At 39.2% G+C, this 15,676-nt stretch carries 18 protein-coding genes; 9 read left to right on the top strand and 9 right to left on the bottom strand.

Annotated elements, in window-relative coordinates; translation table 11 throughout:
* Together CFY84_RS09005 and CFY84_RS09000 are read left to right on the top strand one after the other, a co-directional pair.
* Positions 1-2,013, top strand: coding sequence for a MacB family efflux pump subunit (locus CFY84_RS09005; RefSeq protein WP_088823906.1), 2,013 nt, complete (start codon positions 1-3; stop codon positions 2,011-2,013).
* A 10-nt stretch (positions 2,014-2,023) separates the two neighbouring features.
* Positions 2,024-3,418, top strand: coding sequence for an efflux transporter outer membrane subunit (locus CFY84_RS09000; RefSeq protein WP_088823904.1), 1,395 nt, complete (start codon positions 2,024-2,026; stop codon positions 3,416-3,418).
* A gap of 51 nt (positions 3,419-3,469) precedes the next feature.
* On the opposite strand, the gene CFY84_RS08995 is transcribed toward CFY84_RS09000, so the two are convergent.
* The 3 genes from CFY84_RS08995 to orn all read right to left on the bottom strand — a co-directional run bounded on the left by CFY84_RS08995 (position 3,470) and on the right by orn (position 5,892).
* The gene (locus CFY84_RS08995; RefSeq protein WP_088823902.1) at positions 3,470-4,273 is read right to left on the bottom strand and encodes an enoyl-ACP reductase FabI; all 804 of its coding nucleotides are present in this window, start codon (positions 4,271-4,273) and stop codon (positions 3,470-3,472) included.
* 164 nt (positions 4,274-4,437) lie between these two features.
* Positions 4,438-5,169, bottom strand: coding sequence for a Bax inhibitor-1/YccA family protein (locus tag CFY84_RS08990; protein WP_088823900.1), 732 nt, complete (start codon positions 5,167-5,169; stop codon positions 4,438-4,440).
* Positions 5,170-5,334: 165 nt separating this feature from the next.
* Positions 5,335-5,892: an oligoribonuclease gene (orn, locus tag CFY84_RS08985; protein ID WP_088823899.1), complete on the bottom strand. Its 558-nt coding sequence runs from the start codon at positions 5,890-5,892 to the stop codon at positions 5,335-5,337.
* A 117-nt stretch (positions 5,893-6,009) separates the two neighbouring features.
* Here orn and rsgA point away from each other — a divergent pair, with 117 nt between their 5' ends.
* The 6 genes from rsgA (at position 6,010) to CFY84_RS08955 (ending at position 10,309) form a co-directional block, all read left to right on the top strand.
* Positions 6,010-7,068, top strand: coding sequence for a ribosome small subunit-dependent GTPase A (gene rsgA, locus CFY84_RS08980; RefSeq protein ID WP_088823897.1), 1,059 nt, complete (start codon positions 6,010-6,012; stop codon positions 7,066-7,068).
* A gap of 91 nt (positions 7,069-7,159) precedes the next feature.
* Entirely contained in the window at positions 7,160-7,567 is a 408-nt protein-coding gene (locus CFY84_RS08975) for a rhodanese-like domain-containing protein (protein WP_088823895.1), read from the top strand.
* Positions 7,568-7,590: 23 nt separating this feature from the next.
* The gene (grxC, locus tag CFY84_RS08970; protein ID WP_088823893.1) at positions 7,591-7,845 is read left to right on the top strand and encodes a glutaredoxin 3; all 255 of its coding nucleotides are present in this window, start codon (positions 7,591-7,593) and stop codon (positions 7,843-7,845) included.
* A 29-nt stretch (positions 7,846-7,874) separates the two neighbouring features.
* A complete protein-coding gene (gene secB / locus CFY84_RS08965) occupies positions 7,875-8,333 on the top strand; it encodes a protein-export chaperone SecB (RefSeq protein WP_088823891.1) in 459 nt (152 codons plus the stop codon).
* A gap of 201 nt (positions 8,334-8,534) precedes the next feature.
* Positions 8,535-9,842 (top strand): ABC1 kinase family protein, encoded by a 1,308-nt coding sequence (locus tag CFY84_RS08960; RefSeq protein ID WP_088823890.1) that lies wholly within the window; start codon positions 8,535-8,537, stop codon positions 9,840-9,842.
* A gap of 128 nt (positions 9,843-9,970) precedes the next feature.
* Positions 9,971-10,309 (top strand): HopJ type III effector protein, encoded by a 339-nt coding sequence (locus CFY84_RS08955; protein WP_088823888.1) that lies wholly within the window; start codon positions 9,971-9,973, stop codon positions 10,307-10,309.
* 6 nt (positions 10,310-10,315) lie between these two features.
* Here CFY84_RS08955 and crcB read toward each other — a convergent pair whose 3' ends face one another.
* From crcB to CFY84_RS08940, 3 genes are all read right to left on the bottom strand, one after another.
* Entirely contained in the window at positions 10,316-10,696 is a 381-nt protein-coding gene (gene crcB / locus CFY84_RS08950; protein WP_088823886.1) for a fluoride efflux transporter CrcB, read from the bottom strand.
* A gap of 75 nt (positions 10,697-10,771) precedes the next feature.
* On the bottom strand, positions 10,772-11,992 hold the full coding sequence (locus CFY84_RS08945; RefSeq protein WP_088823884.1) for a TIGR03862 family flavoprotein: 1,221 nt from the start codon (positions 11,990-11,992) through the stop codon (positions 10,772-10,774).
* A complete protein-coding gene (locus CFY84_RS08940; RefSeq protein ID WP_088823882.1) occupies positions 11,982-12,614 on the bottom strand; it encodes a class I SAM-dependent methyltransferase in 633 nt (210 codons plus the stop codon). Before CFY84_RS08940 ends, CFY84_RS08945 begins: the two co-directional genes overlap by 11 nt.
* 85 nt (positions 12,615-12,699) lie before the next feature.
* Between CFY84_RS08940 and CFY84_RS08935 the strand changes: the two genes are divergently transcribed.
* On the top strand, positions 12,700-12,885 hold the full coding sequence (locus tag CFY84_RS08935; protein ID WP_088823881.1) for a DNA gyrase inhibitor YacG: 186 nt from the start codon (positions 12,700-12,702) through the stop codon (positions 12,883-12,885).
* On the opposite strand, the gene CFY84_RS08930 is transcribed toward CFY84_RS08935, so the two are convergent.
* The 3 genes from CFY84_RS08930 to CFY84_RS08920 all read right to left on the bottom strand — a co-directional run bounded on the left by CFY84_RS08930 (position 12,882) and on the right by CFY84_RS08920 (position 15,665).
* Complete coding sequence (locus CFY84_RS08930; protein ID WP_088823880.1) at positions 12,882-13,520, bottom strand: MBL fold metallo-hydrolase; 639 nt, start codon at positions 13,518-13,520, stop codon at positions 12,882-12,884. The genes CFY84_RS08935 and CFY84_RS08930 overlap by 4 nt on opposite strands.
* 19 nt (positions 13,521-13,539) lie before the next feature.
* Positions 13,540-14,553 (bottom strand): ferrochelatase, encoded by a 1,014-nt coding sequence (hemH, locus tag CFY84_RS08925; protein ID WP_088824063.1) that lies wholly within the window; start codon positions 14,551-14,553, stop codon positions 13,540-13,542.
* A gap of 110 nt (positions 14,554-14,663) precedes the next feature.
* Complete coding sequence (locus tag CFY84_RS08920; protein WP_088823878.1) at positions 14,664-15,665, bottom strand: DUF4062 domain-containing protein; 1,002 nt, start codon at positions 15,663-15,665, stop codon at positions 14,664-14,666.
* Positions 15,666-15,676 lie beyond the last annotated feature (11 nt).

Raw genomic sequence — 15,676 nt, 5'->3', positions numbered from 1 at the left:
ATGACCAAACAGGCATTGCTTGAAGTCAAAAATTTAATTCGTGAATTTCCTGCTGGTGAAACAACCATTCAAGTCCTGAAAAATATCAATCTCACCATTTATGCAGGTGAGTTGGTCGCAATTGTTGGGCAATCAGGGTCAGGAAAATCGACTCTCATGAATATTTTGGGATGCTTGGATCGCCCAACTGAAGGCTATTATGCAGTCAATGGACATGAAACTGCACAATTACAGCCGGATCAATTGGCAAAACTACGGCGCGAATACTTTGGTTTTATCTTTCAGCGTTATCACTTATTAAATGACTTAACCGCAGAAGAAAATGTTGAAATTCCCTCCATTTATGCAGGCGTAGAACCTTCCATTCGTCGTGAGCGTGCACAGCAACTGCTAAAAGAACTTGGACTTGCCACTAAATTACAGAATCGACCTAACCAACTTTCAGGTGGGCAACAACAGCGTGTATCTATTGCACGCGCACTCATGAATGGTGGTGATGTCATTTTGGCAGATGAACCCACAGGCGCACTTGATTCGCAAAGCGGTATTGAAGTGATGCGTATTTTAAAACGCTTAAATGCTGCAGGTCATACTGTCATTTTAGTTACGCATGATATGGATGTTGCAAAAAATGCCACACGAATTATTGAGCTTAAGGATGGTGAGGTCATCGCAGACCACCCCAATACGCCATCTCATTCTGATCCACAGCCTACTGAGGAAAACATTGTCCAAACAGTGACTGATCAAACCTCTGTTTTGGCTTATAGTCAGCAAAAAAGTGCTAAAGCATCGCCATTACAATTAATCATTGATGGATTATCTGAAGCCTTTCGTATGGCACTGTTGTCAATGAATGCCCATCGCATGCGTACCTTTCTGACCATGCTTGGTATCATTATTGGTATTGCATCGGTCGTAACCGTCGTCGCTTTAGGACGTGGTACACAAGAAAAAATTCTCAGTGACATTAGCAGTTTAGGCACCAACACCATTACAGTGTTTCAAGGCAAAAACTTTGGGGATAATTCAAAAACAGCCAATCAAAAGACATTGGTTCCAAGTGATGCCGATGCGCTACTCTCGCAGCCTTATGTCACTGCTGTCAGCCCTGTTGTGACATCTTCACGTACTATTCGTTTTCAAGAAAATGAGGCCAACGCAACGATTAATGGGGTCAGCAATGATTTCTTTTTGGTTAAAGGCTTAGTGTTTAAAGAAGGGCAAAGTTTTGATCGCTCAAGTATTCGAACACGTGCACAAGATGTCGTAATAGACACCAATACTGAAAAACAATTTTTTGGTCATTTACACAGTGCAATCGGTCAAGTGGTTTTATTGGGCAGTGTACCTGCTCGGATTATTGGTGTGGTTGAACCACAAAATAGCAATATGAACAGCAGTGATACATTAAATGTTTATATGCCCTACACTACAGTGATGAGTAGAATGCTCGGTCAGTTACATATCCGAAATATTGTGATCTTGGTGAATGATAAATATTCAACCGATGCAGCAGACAACGCGATTGTTAATTTAATTAGTTTACGTCATGGCAGCCAAGATATTTTCACCATGAACAGTGACAGTATTCGACAAACCATTGAAAAAACCACCAATACCATGACCCTGCTTATTTCAGCGATTGCTGTCATTTCTTTGATTGTTGGCGGCATTGGTGTGATGAATATTATGTTGGTTTCAGTCACTGAACGAACACAAGAAATTGGCGTTCGAATGGCTGTTGGTGCAAGGCAAAGCAATATTTTACAACAGTTTTTAATTGAAGCCATTTTGGTCTGTTTATTGGGTGGTGTACTCGGTGTATTACTGTCATTGGGGTTAGGGCAATTGATCAGCCACTTGTCTAAAGGAACATTTGTACTCTCCTACTCGACCATCTCCATTGTTTCAGCATTTATTTGCTCTACTTTAATCGGCATGATTTTTGGTTATTTACCTGCAAAAAATGCAGCAAAACTCGACCCAGTGGCCGCATTAGCAAGAGAATAAGGAAACCATCATGCAAGCTTTTAAATTGGCAGTCATTACCAGTTGCCTGTTAAATCTAGTTGGCTGTGCTGCCTTGATTAAATCACCGTATCAAGCACCTTCAGTACAAACCCCAAATGCATTTCAATATAGCCAACCACAACGTAACCCCATCAATATTGATGTCTATGCTGACCAATGGTGGACATTATTTAATGATCCTCAGTTAAATGAATTGGTTGCTCAAGTTTTGCTGAGAAATAATAATTTAGCAGTGGCAGGACTCACTTTAAAACAAAGTCAAATCCGAGTTGGTTTAGCAGAAAATCAGCAAGGGTTACGTGTCAATGCATCAAGCAACACAGGTCACCGCTTCACCCCTAAAACAGGTGAGGATGAATCTCAAGGACTTTCAATCAATGCAGGTGTAAGTTATCAATTAGATTTGTTTGGTAAGTTAAGCCGACAAACTGAAAGTGCCCAATGGGAAGCATTGGCCACTGAAGAAGACTTACAAGCGACAGCACAAACGCTCATTGGTACAACAGCATCATTATATTGGCAATTGGCATATTTACATGACAGTTTATCAACAGCACAATTTAGTTTAGATACCTCAAAAAAACTCTATAACTTGGTCAATATTCAATATCAAGCAGGTGAAGTATCTCGTGTTGAAGTGACCCAAGCAGCACAAGCTGTACAGAGCCAATTGGCAAATTTAAGCCGAATTGAACAAAGCTTGGTAGAGACCCGAACAGCAATTGCTGCGTTATTGCATCAGCCTGTACAGCAGTTAAAGTTAACTGAGCCGCAAAAACTGCCTGTGCTTCGATTACCTGAAATTTCTGCAGGACTGCCTGCTGAATTGATCTCAAGACGACCTGACCTACAAGCTGCTGAATTGCGCCTGCGTAAGGCATTGGCCGATAAAGATGCCGTCAAAGCAGGTTATTATCCTTCTATCAGCTTAACGGGTAATTTAGGTGCGAGCAGCACGTCTTTGACTGAATTAATTAAAAATCCAATTCTCACCTTAGGCGCAAATTTGAGTCTACCGTTTTTGCAATATAACGACATGAAACGAGATATTGCAATCAGTCAAATCGAATATGAAAAAGCCATTCTGCAATATCGACAAACCTTGTATGAGGCTTTTTCAGATGTGGAAAATGCTTTATCCAATCGATTGCAATTAGACCGACAAGTTAAGATTCAGCAAGATAATTTAGCGTTATCAGAAAAAGCAGAAGCACTCATTTTAGTTCAATATCGTTATGGTTCTGTGCCGCTTCGGAATGTTTTAGATCAACAAGAAACCACACGTCAAGCGCGGCTAAGCTTGGTGAATACCAAACAGAACCAATACAACAGCTATGTGACGCTCATGCAAGCATTGGGTGGAAGTCCAATAAAAGCACTTTAAATGTATAAAAAAGTGGCCATCAGGCCACTTTTTTATTTAGACATGATTTACTTAATCATCGCCCATCAAATCAGGGCTCATACCAACAGTGTTAAAGCCACCGTCAACATACAAGATTTCACCTGTAATACCTGACGCCCATGGTGAGCATAAAAACAATGCTGCATTGCCCACTTCTTCAATCGTGACATTACGTTTTAATGGAGAAATTTTTTCATTCGCATCTAACATTTTACGGAATGATTTAATCCCTGATGCCGCTAGAGTACGAATTGGTCCAGCTGAGATGGCATTCACACGAATACCCTCTTGACCTAAACTTGATGCCAAATAACGTACACCTGCTTCAAGTGATGCTTTTGCCATGCCCATCACGTTATAGTTTGGCATAACACGTTCAGCACCTTGATATGTCAATGTTAATAAACATCCTTGACGTGCTTGTAATAATGGCTTTGCTGCACGAGCCATTTCTACAAAACTATAAGCACTAATATCGTGAGCAATTTTAAAGCCTTCACGATCAGTCACATCAGTAAAATCGCCATCTAGTGTATGTGCAGGGGCAAAACCAATCGAATGCACAACACCATCTAAGCCATCCCATGTTTTTGCAAGTTCAGCAAAAGCAGCATCAATATGTCCATCGACACCAACATCACAAGGAAAAACCAGTGTTGAACCAAAAGACGCTGCAAAATCATCAACACGCTTTTTTAATTTGTCATTTGGATAAGTGAATGCAAGCTCTGCGCCTTCACGGTGTAATGCTTGAGCAATGCCATATGCAATTGAAAGTTTGCTTGCAACGCCAGCAATTAAAAAACGCTTACCCGTGAGTAATCCTTGTGCCATCTTGTTGTCTCTCATCAAAGATAATTATACATTGAGTTAATCATGCCAATTTTGTGATGCATTGCAAATTGCAGAAAGCATCTTTTTTCATATTTTCAACATAGAATCGAAAAGAGCTGCTTTAATTCATCATTAAAGCAGCTCTTTGGGAAGACTAAATCATATTAGTCATTGGATATTAAGCCAATCAAACGTAAAAATGAAAAGTACATCCATACCAAGGTTGCAAGTAATGCAACTGCACATGTCCATTCAAATGTTTCAGGTGCTTGTTGAGCAACTGCATTTTCAATTAAATCAAAATCTAAAATTAGGTTTAAAGATGCAATTACTGCAACAAATGCTGCAAAACCAATTCCTAACCAATTGCTTTCAAACACATAAGGTATAGAAGAGGAAAATGCTAAGCTCAATACAAACTGAGCCAAGAACACCACAGCGATTGCCATAGATGCAGAGATCACTACTGCTTTAAATTTCTCTGTTGCGCGAATAATTCTCTTTTGATAAAGCGCAAACATAATAAATGTGGTTACAAAGGTTGCCAATAAAGCTTGTAATGGCGCACCTGGATATTTCATTTGGAAGATAAAAGATACACCGCCTAAAAAGGCACCTTCAAATAAAGCATACGGTATTGCTAAAGAACGCGTACTATTTGACTTAAATGTAATAATTAAAGCCAAAATAAATCCACCAATTCCGCCTACAAGAGCTGACATATAAGCAATACCAGCTTGCATGGTCAGAATGGTGTAGAAAAACACGGCTAAACCCACCGCTGCAGAAACAGCCGTAAGCAATACTGACTTACCAATAGTGCCCTGAATAGACATTGGCTTTTCATAATTCGCGTATGTTTCAGCACGCGTTAAAATCGGATTATTACTTTGCATTATTCAACTCGTCGATCTTAGTCGTTGATGTCAACCTATTTTAAAAACAGGTTTACACCAATAGATATTAGTTTACATATTAATATTTGTAACTTTATCGAACGATTGCAAAATAAACAACCTACTTAGTCACAAAAACACCAATAAAAGTGAATAAATGCCAAATTAATCTTGGTTGGTAATGAAAAAGTATTCACGATAATACTTTAATTCACGAATTGAATCTCGAATATCGTCTAAAGCCAAATGCGATGCCTCTTTCTTCAAACCACTCATAATTTCAGGACGCCAGCGTTTTGCCAATTCTTTTACCGAAGAAACATCAAGATGACGATAATGAAAAAACTGTTCAAGCTCTGGCATTAAACGGTGCATAAAACGACGATCCTGACAAATCGAATTACCACACATTGGTGATGATTTTGGCGAGACCCATTTCTTTAAAAACTCTAAAGTTTGTTTTTCAGCATCTTCAACTGTCAGTTGACTGCGACGTACCCGCTCAAGTAAGCCTGATTGACCATGATGACGGGTATTCCACTCATCCATGGCATTTAAAATTTGATTCGATTGGTGAATAGCAAGAACTGGACCTTCAGCAAGCACATTTAAGTGATCGTCCGTGACAATCGTTGCAATTTCAATGATTTTATCATTGTCTGTATCTAACCCTGTCATTTCAAGGTCAATCCAAATTAACCGTGTGTCTAATGTGCTGCTCATGAACTCAATTCTTATCACCTGAAAACATGAATAGTAGCAAATTTCTTCTGTCTTGGCTGTAATTGAACACGTCTTCATGCTATTTTGCAGCTTCTTCTTTTTTGTTTTAGGGTTTGAATGGCTCTCATCCGTAAACGTCGTTTGACAGACCAACAAAAACGCCGCATTGAAAAGCAGCAACAGTCTCGTCAAGACGAATATGATACATCGAATGATTTAGATGGTTTAGTTGTGCAACATTATGGTCGTCAGCTAGAGGTCAAAGCCCTCTCGACACCCAAAGAACACCCATTAAGACCTGTCATTCAACCTGGAGAGCCAGAACCTTTTTGGAAACCCATTGAACTTGGTAGTGTATGGCGCTGTCATACCCGTACCAATTTAGAACTTTTGGTCACAGGTGACCGAGTAACATGGCAAGCCGACCCCAATACTGGTTTAGGTATTATTACTAGCATTTCACCAAGAACATCACTGTTAACCCGCCCTGACCGCTACCATAAGGTTAAACCTGTTGCGGCCAATATCAGTTTAATTGTGATTGTATTTGCAGCGCTACCTGAGCCTGCACCCATGCTCATTGACCGTTACTTGGTCGCATGTCAACATGCCAATATTCCAACCCTCTTGGTACTAAATAAAGTCGATTTGCTCGATGCCAATAGTCATATTTACACCTTATTAAAAGAATATGAAGATTTAGGCTATGACACCATCACGACCGAAGCCAAAGGAGATATTCAAGATTTCATCGAACGTTTAGACGGTGAAACTGTTGCCTTTGTAGGGCAATCAGGTGTCGGCAAAAGCTCATTGATTAATGCCATTTTGCCGGATGCCGATCAAAAAATTAATATCATTTCTGAAAATTCAGCTTTAGGGCAACATACCACGACTTCAACTCGTTTAATCCATTTTGGTGAACATGGTGCGTTGGTGGACTCGCCTGGTATTCGTGAATTTGGTTTATGGCATTTAACTGAACAAGCGATTTATGATGGCTTTCCTGAAATTTACCGCTTAATTGGGCTCTGCCAATTTAGAAATTGCACCCACAAACAGGCTAAAAACTGCGCTTTAGAAAAAGCAGCTCAAAATGGTGAAATTTTACCAAGACGCCTTGAAAGCTTCTTACGATTATGTGATGAAATTGAAGAAGCTCAACAAAAAAACTAATTTTATTTACGCTAGCCCTTGAAGCTAGGTTTTTGATCACGATTAATATAGGCTATACTCTAGCTCATTTTTAATGGTAGTAAGGTGAATTGTGGAACGTTGGTTCGAATTCATGGGGAATCACCCATTTTTATTTGGTCTTCTAGCAGTCCTTGTTGTACTGTTTTTTGTACTTGAAAGCAAACGTAACGGCCGTAAGATTGCTCCACAGTCCCTTGGAATTTTGGTTAAAGCTAAAAATGCAATGCTGATTGATTTACGCGATGCCAAAGATTACCGTGCTGGCCACATCAGTGGTAGCCGTAATATTCCATATAGTAAACTTGCAAGTCATATTGAAGAGCTTAAAGATGCTGGACGTCCATTGGTCTTCATTTGTAACTTAGGTCAAGTTGCTGGCAGCGCACTTTCACAAGTGGGACATGCAGACAGCTACCGTTTAGATGGCGGCGTAGCCAATTGGAAAGCTCAAGGTTTACCTTTAGTTAAGCCAAAATAACCATCAAACTTCAGGAAAGATTTATGGCAAATGTTGTTATATATTCAACCACAGTATGTCCTTATTGTGTTCGTGCAAAACAATTGCTTGAGCGTAAAGGCGTGGTGTATAAAGAAATTAACTTATCACAAGAAGCACCTGAAGTACGTGTTGAGCTAATGCAGCGCACACGTCAGCGCACTGTGCCACAAATTTTCATTAATGATCAATTCATTGGTGGATTTGATCAACTTTACGCATTAGAGCGTGAAAATAAACTTGATGAACTACTGACTTAATTTAACCAATATTTATTAAGGATTTTACAATGAGCGAAGAGAAACAACCACAATTGGCGCTTGAACGTCTTTATACAAAAGATGTTTCGTTTGAAATTCCTGGGGCACAAGTTTTTACCAAAGAATGGCAACCTGAATTAAACATTAACTTGTCATCTACTGCAGATAAAATTGATGCAACCCACTTTGAAGTCACATTAAAAGTATTGGTTGAAGCAAAAAATGCAGGCGAAGTTGCATTTATTGTTGATATTACCCAAGCGGGTATTTTCTTAATTGATGGTGTTGAAGAAGACCGTCTACCGTACATTTTGGGTGCATACTGTCCAAACATTTTATTCCCATTCTTACGTGAAGCGGTGAATGATCTTGTGACTAAAGGCAGCTTCCCACAATTGCTTTTAACACCAATTAACTTTGATGCAGAGTTCGAAGCCAATGTTCAGCGTGCGCAAATGGCTGCTGCTGAAGGCGAAGGCAAAGCATAATGTAAATAAGGGCACTGAATCATTTCACTGCCCTTTTTTATTCGATCTATGAAAACAGTATTGTTAACAATCTGACAAAACCGTCATCAATAGACCAAAGATTAGACAAAAAATTTAACAATTATAAAGCACACATTTCGAACAAAGCTCGTTATGATTTATTGAACATATTGAATTTACTTAAATACAAAAGGCAAAAATATGGCAAAGTCAACAAGCTCTCCTAGCCGGCGCTTTTTGAAGCTCGCAAGCATGACTGCAAGCATTGCCACCAAAACAGTTTCCAATTCAATTCGTCACATGACTTCTGATGAAGATAAAAAAGTCTCGGCACGTCAGCAACTATTCCAAGATATTGGTTTGCAAATTGCTGATACCTTAGGGGAAATGAAAGGTGCTGTGATGAAAGTAGGGCAAATTGCATCACAATATAAAGATGTTTTTCCACCTGAAATTTCTAAAGCAATTTCAAAGCTACAACGCCAAGCCCCACCTATGCCGTATGCTGAAATTAAGCAGCAAGTCGAAAGTGAATTAAAACAGCCGATCCAACAACTCTTTAAACACTTTGATGAAGTTCCTTTTGCAGCAGCATCCATCGGTCAAGTTCATAAAGCCACCTTGCTAAGTGGTGAAAATGTGGTGGTGAAAGTACAATATCCGGGCGTGGATGAAGCATGTGAAAGCGATTTAAAACAAGTCCGTTTAGCACTACGCATGATGGGCATGCTAAAGATTGATAAAAAATTACAAGACCAATTGTTTGATGAGATTCAAGACAGTTTATCAAATGAACTAAATTATGAAATTGAAGCTCAAAACCTTGAAGTTGCAGCCTCATTTCACCAAGCGCTTGACTCTCATATTGTGATTCCTAAAGTCTACAAATCACTATCTACACGTCATATTTTGACATTAAGCTATGAACCGGGCGAAAGCATAGAAACTGCAAGTACATGGCCACAAGATCTGCGCAACACATTAGGTCGACGCCTGTTCCGTGCTATGGGATATGAAATCTTCCATTTACGACGCTTTCACTGTGACCCACATCCGGGTAACTTTGCATTTAGAGAAAATGGACAAGTGGTTGTCTATGACTATGGCGGTGTCAAAGTTATTTCCCCACAAATTATTCAAACATTTAAAGCATTAATTAATGCATCACAGCAAAAAAATATTGCTGAAATTGAAAACCAAATGGTTGAGCTACATGCCCTGTCTGAAAAAGGGGTATTTCCTGAAGACCTGTATCAAGAATGGTTAGAAGTTCTATTACGCCCATTAACCACCTATTATGATTTTGAAGAAAACAGTGCGCATCATGATGGTGTTAAATTAGGCAAGCGCTCATTAAAATATTGGGATTTATTTAAACCATCTCCTGATACCTTAATGATTAACCGAACTGTGTCTGGGCATTATTGGAACTTGATTCACTTAAAAGCACATGCTGACTTAAGCGATATATTTACAGAGATTATACCTTCAGCACAAAATCATAAATAATTGTCATATATATGTAGTGTTTCCGCGTTACTATAAACTTTAAGAAGCCTAAGTCCTCCAAATTAGGCTTCTTTTTTTATTTTCAGCGCAATATAATATTTCTTTAAAATAATATTTGGCAGAACAACATGGCTCAAGAATTACTGAATCAATTAAAAAACAAACAAGCCCAATTTGCAGATGTAATTGCATATATTGATGAACGTTTTACACATACGCCAACTGCATTTCAAAATGGTGAGCAATCCAACGCAATCACTGAAAATCAAGGCAGTGCCAAAGTATTCACTTTCGCTCATTTTCATAAATTAAATAAAGAAGATACCTTGGCTTTATTTGCTGAGCATTATCAAAGTGTATTGGCGTCACCAAATGGCCAAGATCATCAAAACATTCGTCAATTTATAATTCACGGTTGGGATGCACTACGTTTTGATGGTACAGCATTGGCGCAAAAGCACGCTTAAATTCAATTAGTTTTGGCTGATCCATTGATATGTCAGCATACCTAAAAAGGTAAATGCCAAAGCACCAATCACATGGATACTAATGGCAGCCATTGCCATGCCAAAACGTCCTTGTTGTAACAACGCCACAATTTCAGCTGAAAAAGTTGAAAATGTGGTTAAGCCACCACAAAAGCCTGTAATTAAAAATAATTTATAATTTGCACTCATTTGGCTTTGAGCAAAAAATGCAATTGCAAAACCAATAATAAAGCCGCCTACCAAATTCACACATACTGTACCAAGAGGAATAGCAGGATAAATTGTGTTTAATCTTAAACCAATGAACCACCGTAACCAACCACCAAGCACAGAACCTAAAGCAATTGCCAATAAAGGGTAAAACATATCTTTTTCCATATGACAGCTAATACAAGGGTTATAGCCGATTGTTTATTATTAGAAGATTTTAACCAAAGCAGCTTAATTGGAATTTAAAGCATTAGATTGGGTTAGAAATTGAATAACGCCCTCACCTGCAACACGTCCACTTGCAAAGCATGCTGTCAATAAATAACCACCTGTCGGTGCATCCCAATCAAGCATTTCGCCACAACAAAACACACCTTGATGGCTTTTTAACTGCAAATGCTCAGTGAGTGCATCGCTTAACACGCCACCTGCACAACTGATGGCTTCATCAATCGGGCGAAAACCATCTAACGGAATGGCGAGTGCTTTAATATGTTTTGCCATTTTTTCAGCAGATGACCAATCCGATTTTGTAACCAACTCTCTAAGCAAGCCCGACTTTACCGAATCCAAGCCTACTTTACGCCATACATTTGCAATAGATTGCTTATTCTTTGCTTGCAATTTGGTGATGAGTTCTGCTTCTGTCAGTGAAGGTAATAAGTCTACATAGAGCACTTTTGGCTGATTAACTGCCCTTAAATAACGATTTAAACGGTAAATGACCCCACTTTCTAAGCCATAGTGAGTGATAACCACATCGCCTGTTATCATTTCTGTATTTGCCTCAGCCGTCCACGCAGTAATGCGCTTTAAAGGATGACCAAAAAAAGGCTGCATAAATTCAGACCATGGCCGAGTTACACCAACATTACTGGCTTGAAATGGTTTAAGTTCAGATGGCGAAAGCCACTGCTGCCATGCACCATCACTGCCTAAACGTGGCCAAGAGACTGCACCACAAGCTAAAACAATGGCATCGAATGCATAACGATGCTCTACCTCTACTTTATTTTTTACATACAATTGTAAGTTTTGAATACCTATACACTGATGACGGTAATGAAATTGAACACCTGCATGACCCAAGCGTGCTAACCATGCACGCAATAAAGGGGCAGCTTTCATCTCTACAGGAAAAATACGCCCTGATGAACCAACATAAGATTCGACCCCCAATGTTTTCATCCATGCTTGAATCCACGGTGCATCACATCGCTGTAGCCAAGGTGCGAGCCATTGCGGTTGATCATAACGGCGAATAAAAGCCGTCAATGCTTCAGCATGTGAAATATTTAAGCCGGTTTTCCCTGCCATTAAAAATTTACGTGCTGCAGATGGCATTTGTTCAAATACATGCACATCATATTGATTTGATGCACTTAATACCTCTGCTGCCATAAGCCCTGCTGGCCCTGCACCAATAATTGCAACCGATGGCTTATTCAGCATGCTGTTTCCCATGTAATGGTAAAAACGTATCAAATCGAGTGTGATAGCCATGGGGTTTACTGATCACCAATTGCTGACACAATTCACCACGTTCTAAATATTTCACTTCAAAGTGTGTCCGTGCAGAGTCGCTCGAAATTTTTTCTTTAACATAAGGCAATTGCCACACCCTGTTTAATTGGGTTTCTGCCTCTGCAATATACTCTGCAATATTACTTGCTAAAATAATTGTGCCGCCTGCACGCACTCTTGATAATAACAATTCAAAGAAAGGCATATTTAACCAACGTTGTGCGGAATTATGCGGCTCAGGATTAGGATACAAAATAAAACATGTGTTGACCTGTTCAGGGAAAATCGCATGTGTAATCCAAGGAATAGCGTCCGCATGAATAGGATGTAAATTATCTAAGGCTTGTGTTTGATGTGTTTTTGCCATGAAATTGAATTTTTCTTTTGTTCTTTCAATTGCATATAATGTACTTTGTGGATGACCTTCGCAAAACATCACTGCATGCTTCCCTTTACCTGCGCCAATTTCTAAATCTATTGGACGATTTTCAATTGGTTGAAAATCACGAGGTGCAGACATACGCTGTACTTGAAATTGACGAATTTGCATAATCAGATCAAAATATAAAAATGATGATCAGTCTAGCAAGAGCTAGCTTGATTTCCTATATTCCTTCATCAAAGATAGGTCATTTATGAGTCGTTCTTTTCCCTGTTCGCGTTGTGGTCAGATGACCACTTGGCAAGATAACCCATTTCGACCATTTTGTTCAGATCGTTGTAAATTGATTGATTTGGGTGCATGGGCAAACGAAGAATACCGTTTACCCACACAAGACTCGCCGCAATCTGAAATATCCCGCGAGAAAGACGAATATTAATTCGTTTGAATAAATGGGTTATGTGCTCGCTCATGTCCAATATGGCTGACTGGGCCATGACCTGGAATAAACTGAGTTTCATCAGGTAAGCTTAAACATTCACGTTGAATCGAGTCTAATAATTGCTGATGATTTCCTTGCGGAAAATCAGTCCGTCCAATTGACTCTTTAAATAAGACATCGCCTGCCCACAGTAATTGCTGTGCCTTGTTATAAAACATGACATGTCCTGGCGTATGCCCGGGCGCAAAACGTATTTCAAAGGCATGTGAGCCCAAATGAATGACATCACCACCATTTAGCCATTGATTAACAATCACAGGTTCAGGTGTAGGTAAACCGTAATTTTTACATGCAGCTTCAAGTTGATCTAACCAAAATTGGTCTGCTTGATGCGGACCAACCACAGGAACCTGCCAAATTCGTGCAAGCTCGCCTACAGCGCCTGCATGATCTAAATGACCATGCGTAAGCCATAGCTGCTTTACTGTTAAACCAAGATCATGCACCTGTTTTTGAATTTTATCCGCATCACCGCCTGCATCAATTACAACAGCCTCTTTGCTCTCACTGTCCCATACAATCGAACAGTTTTGTGCAAATGGGGTTACGGGTACAATTTGTACGTGTAACATGACGTCTCCGATGTCAATCTTAATGTGCTAAAGTAACATTCACTGCATCAAGATGTGCATTGACTAATGTTTCAAAAAATTTCAAATGCAATTCATCTGTATTTAAAGCTGGGATATAGTCAAACGATTTCCCACCTGCTTTTTTAAAGTTCTCTGCATTTTCAACTGCAAGCTCTTCTAATGTTTCTAAACAATCTGCCGAAAATGCAGGGCTCATAATTTGTATTGACTCTACACCATTTTTTGCCCATTCATCTAACAGTTCATCGGTATATGGACGTACCCATTCTTGCAATCCAAAACGAGATTGGAAACTGATCGCCCATTCATGGTCTTGAAGTTTTAATTCTTCAGCCACTAAACGTGCTGTGGTGCGGCAACGCTCTGGGTATGGATCACCTTTGTCTGCAAACGGCTGAGGAATACCATGAAATGACATTAACAGTTTGTCTGCTGTGCCATGGGCTGCACGATAGCGACGTACGCTTTCTGCAAGCGCTTGAATAAACAAAGGATGCTGATAGTAATCGCGAATAATCGTAATACCCGGTAAATTACGCTGTTTAAGTGCCCAACGTGACAACATATCATATTGTGGCGCAGTCGAAGTCGCTGAATATTGCGGGTATAACGGAAATAAAATAATGTGGTCAGTATCACTACCATTTAATTGATTTAAAAAAGGTTTTAAACCGGGATTGCCATATGTCATGGCAGGAATAATATTTAAATCTAAATCAGGGTATTTAGCAGGTACATTTTCTTGAATGTATTTCACTTGCTCAAGCATAATTTCACGCATTGGTGAATCTTTTGACCACACCGAGGCATAAGCTTCTGCAACACGCTTTGGACGTCTTGGTAAAATAAATAAACGTAAAATAATTTGCCACAGTATTTTTGGAATTTCAATTACACGTGTGTCAGATAAAAATTCTTTTAAAAAACGACGTACTGCAGGTGCAGTCGGCTCATCGGGTGTACCTAAATTGGTCAAAATAACAGTTACTTTAGGTTTATTCTGTGTAGTCATCGCTGTCATCGCTCATTGTACTTATCTTTAATGTAACGTTTTTTAATTTTGAATAAAACAAAACTGTTACTCATTTTTTTGCTTAAAATAATCGTAATTTACAATATCTGTTATTGCCGTGCTTCTTGCTCTTTCTTGAGGAGAGCTTGCGTTTCACTTGTCACCTGCCAAATCAATTTATAACGATGGTCCCGACCAATGGGAATAATCCACTCGTTTTGTTTCATTTGGATTTTAATGGTGTAAAGCGATTTCACATGGACTTCAATATCAGAAATCCCTGTAATTTTAGCATCAAATAAATAATGCTCATTCCATACCATTTGGGTTAAATAATAATTTAAACATTGCTCAAACTGTTCTTCTGCTTGTGGCTGAATAAAACATTGCCCCAATATTTTGACTAAATCCAACCAAACAATACGCTTGCTGCATTTAATTTTTTGATAGCGATCGCTTTCATTTTTATATGCATTGACATGATATTCTAAATCAAAAATATCCGTGAGCTGAACAGATGTAAATTGGCTAACCAATCCCGTTTGCAACGCTTGCCGACGTTCAAATTGTTTAATACGGTGTTTCAACTGCTGAATTTCGTCATGTAATGCACGCGTATTGGCTGAACGAACCCAACCTTGTGCAGGATAGTAAATATCCATTTCTGGCATTCTTGCTCGAACTTTTGACTCTAAGTCATCTAAACCATAATACGGAAACACACAGGTTAAATCATGTTGAATTAAATGTCGAAATACAGGCAAAGGTTGTCGCTCATCACGCTTATACTGTGCATCAATTGCAAGACACGCATCAGACATGTCAATAAAAGCAACCACAGGTTTCTGCCGTGCCATGGCATAAATATATTCTAACTGCATATAACTTAAATGTGATGATGAGAGATCCCCATAAGATTGACTAATCAACACCACAAAATAATCACACTCATCAATTTGACGGCGTGCAAAGTGCTCTGTGTCTTCACAGCGCTGCTGCAAACCCCATGCAAAATAACCCATGGTCACCAATGTCTGACAGAGTATCGAATATTCAGGCGCCATTTCTGGGCCTGAAGTCGATATAAATACTTGAAATTTTCTATCATCCATGAGGAAAACTC

The sequence above is a fragment of the Acinetobacter apis genome (assembly GCF_900197575.1).
GTDB lineage: Bacteria > Pseudomonadota > Gammaproteobacteria > Pseudomonadales > Moraxellaceae > Acinetobacter > Acinetobacter apis.
This window is presented reverse-complemented; position numbering and strand designations above follow the sequence as displayed.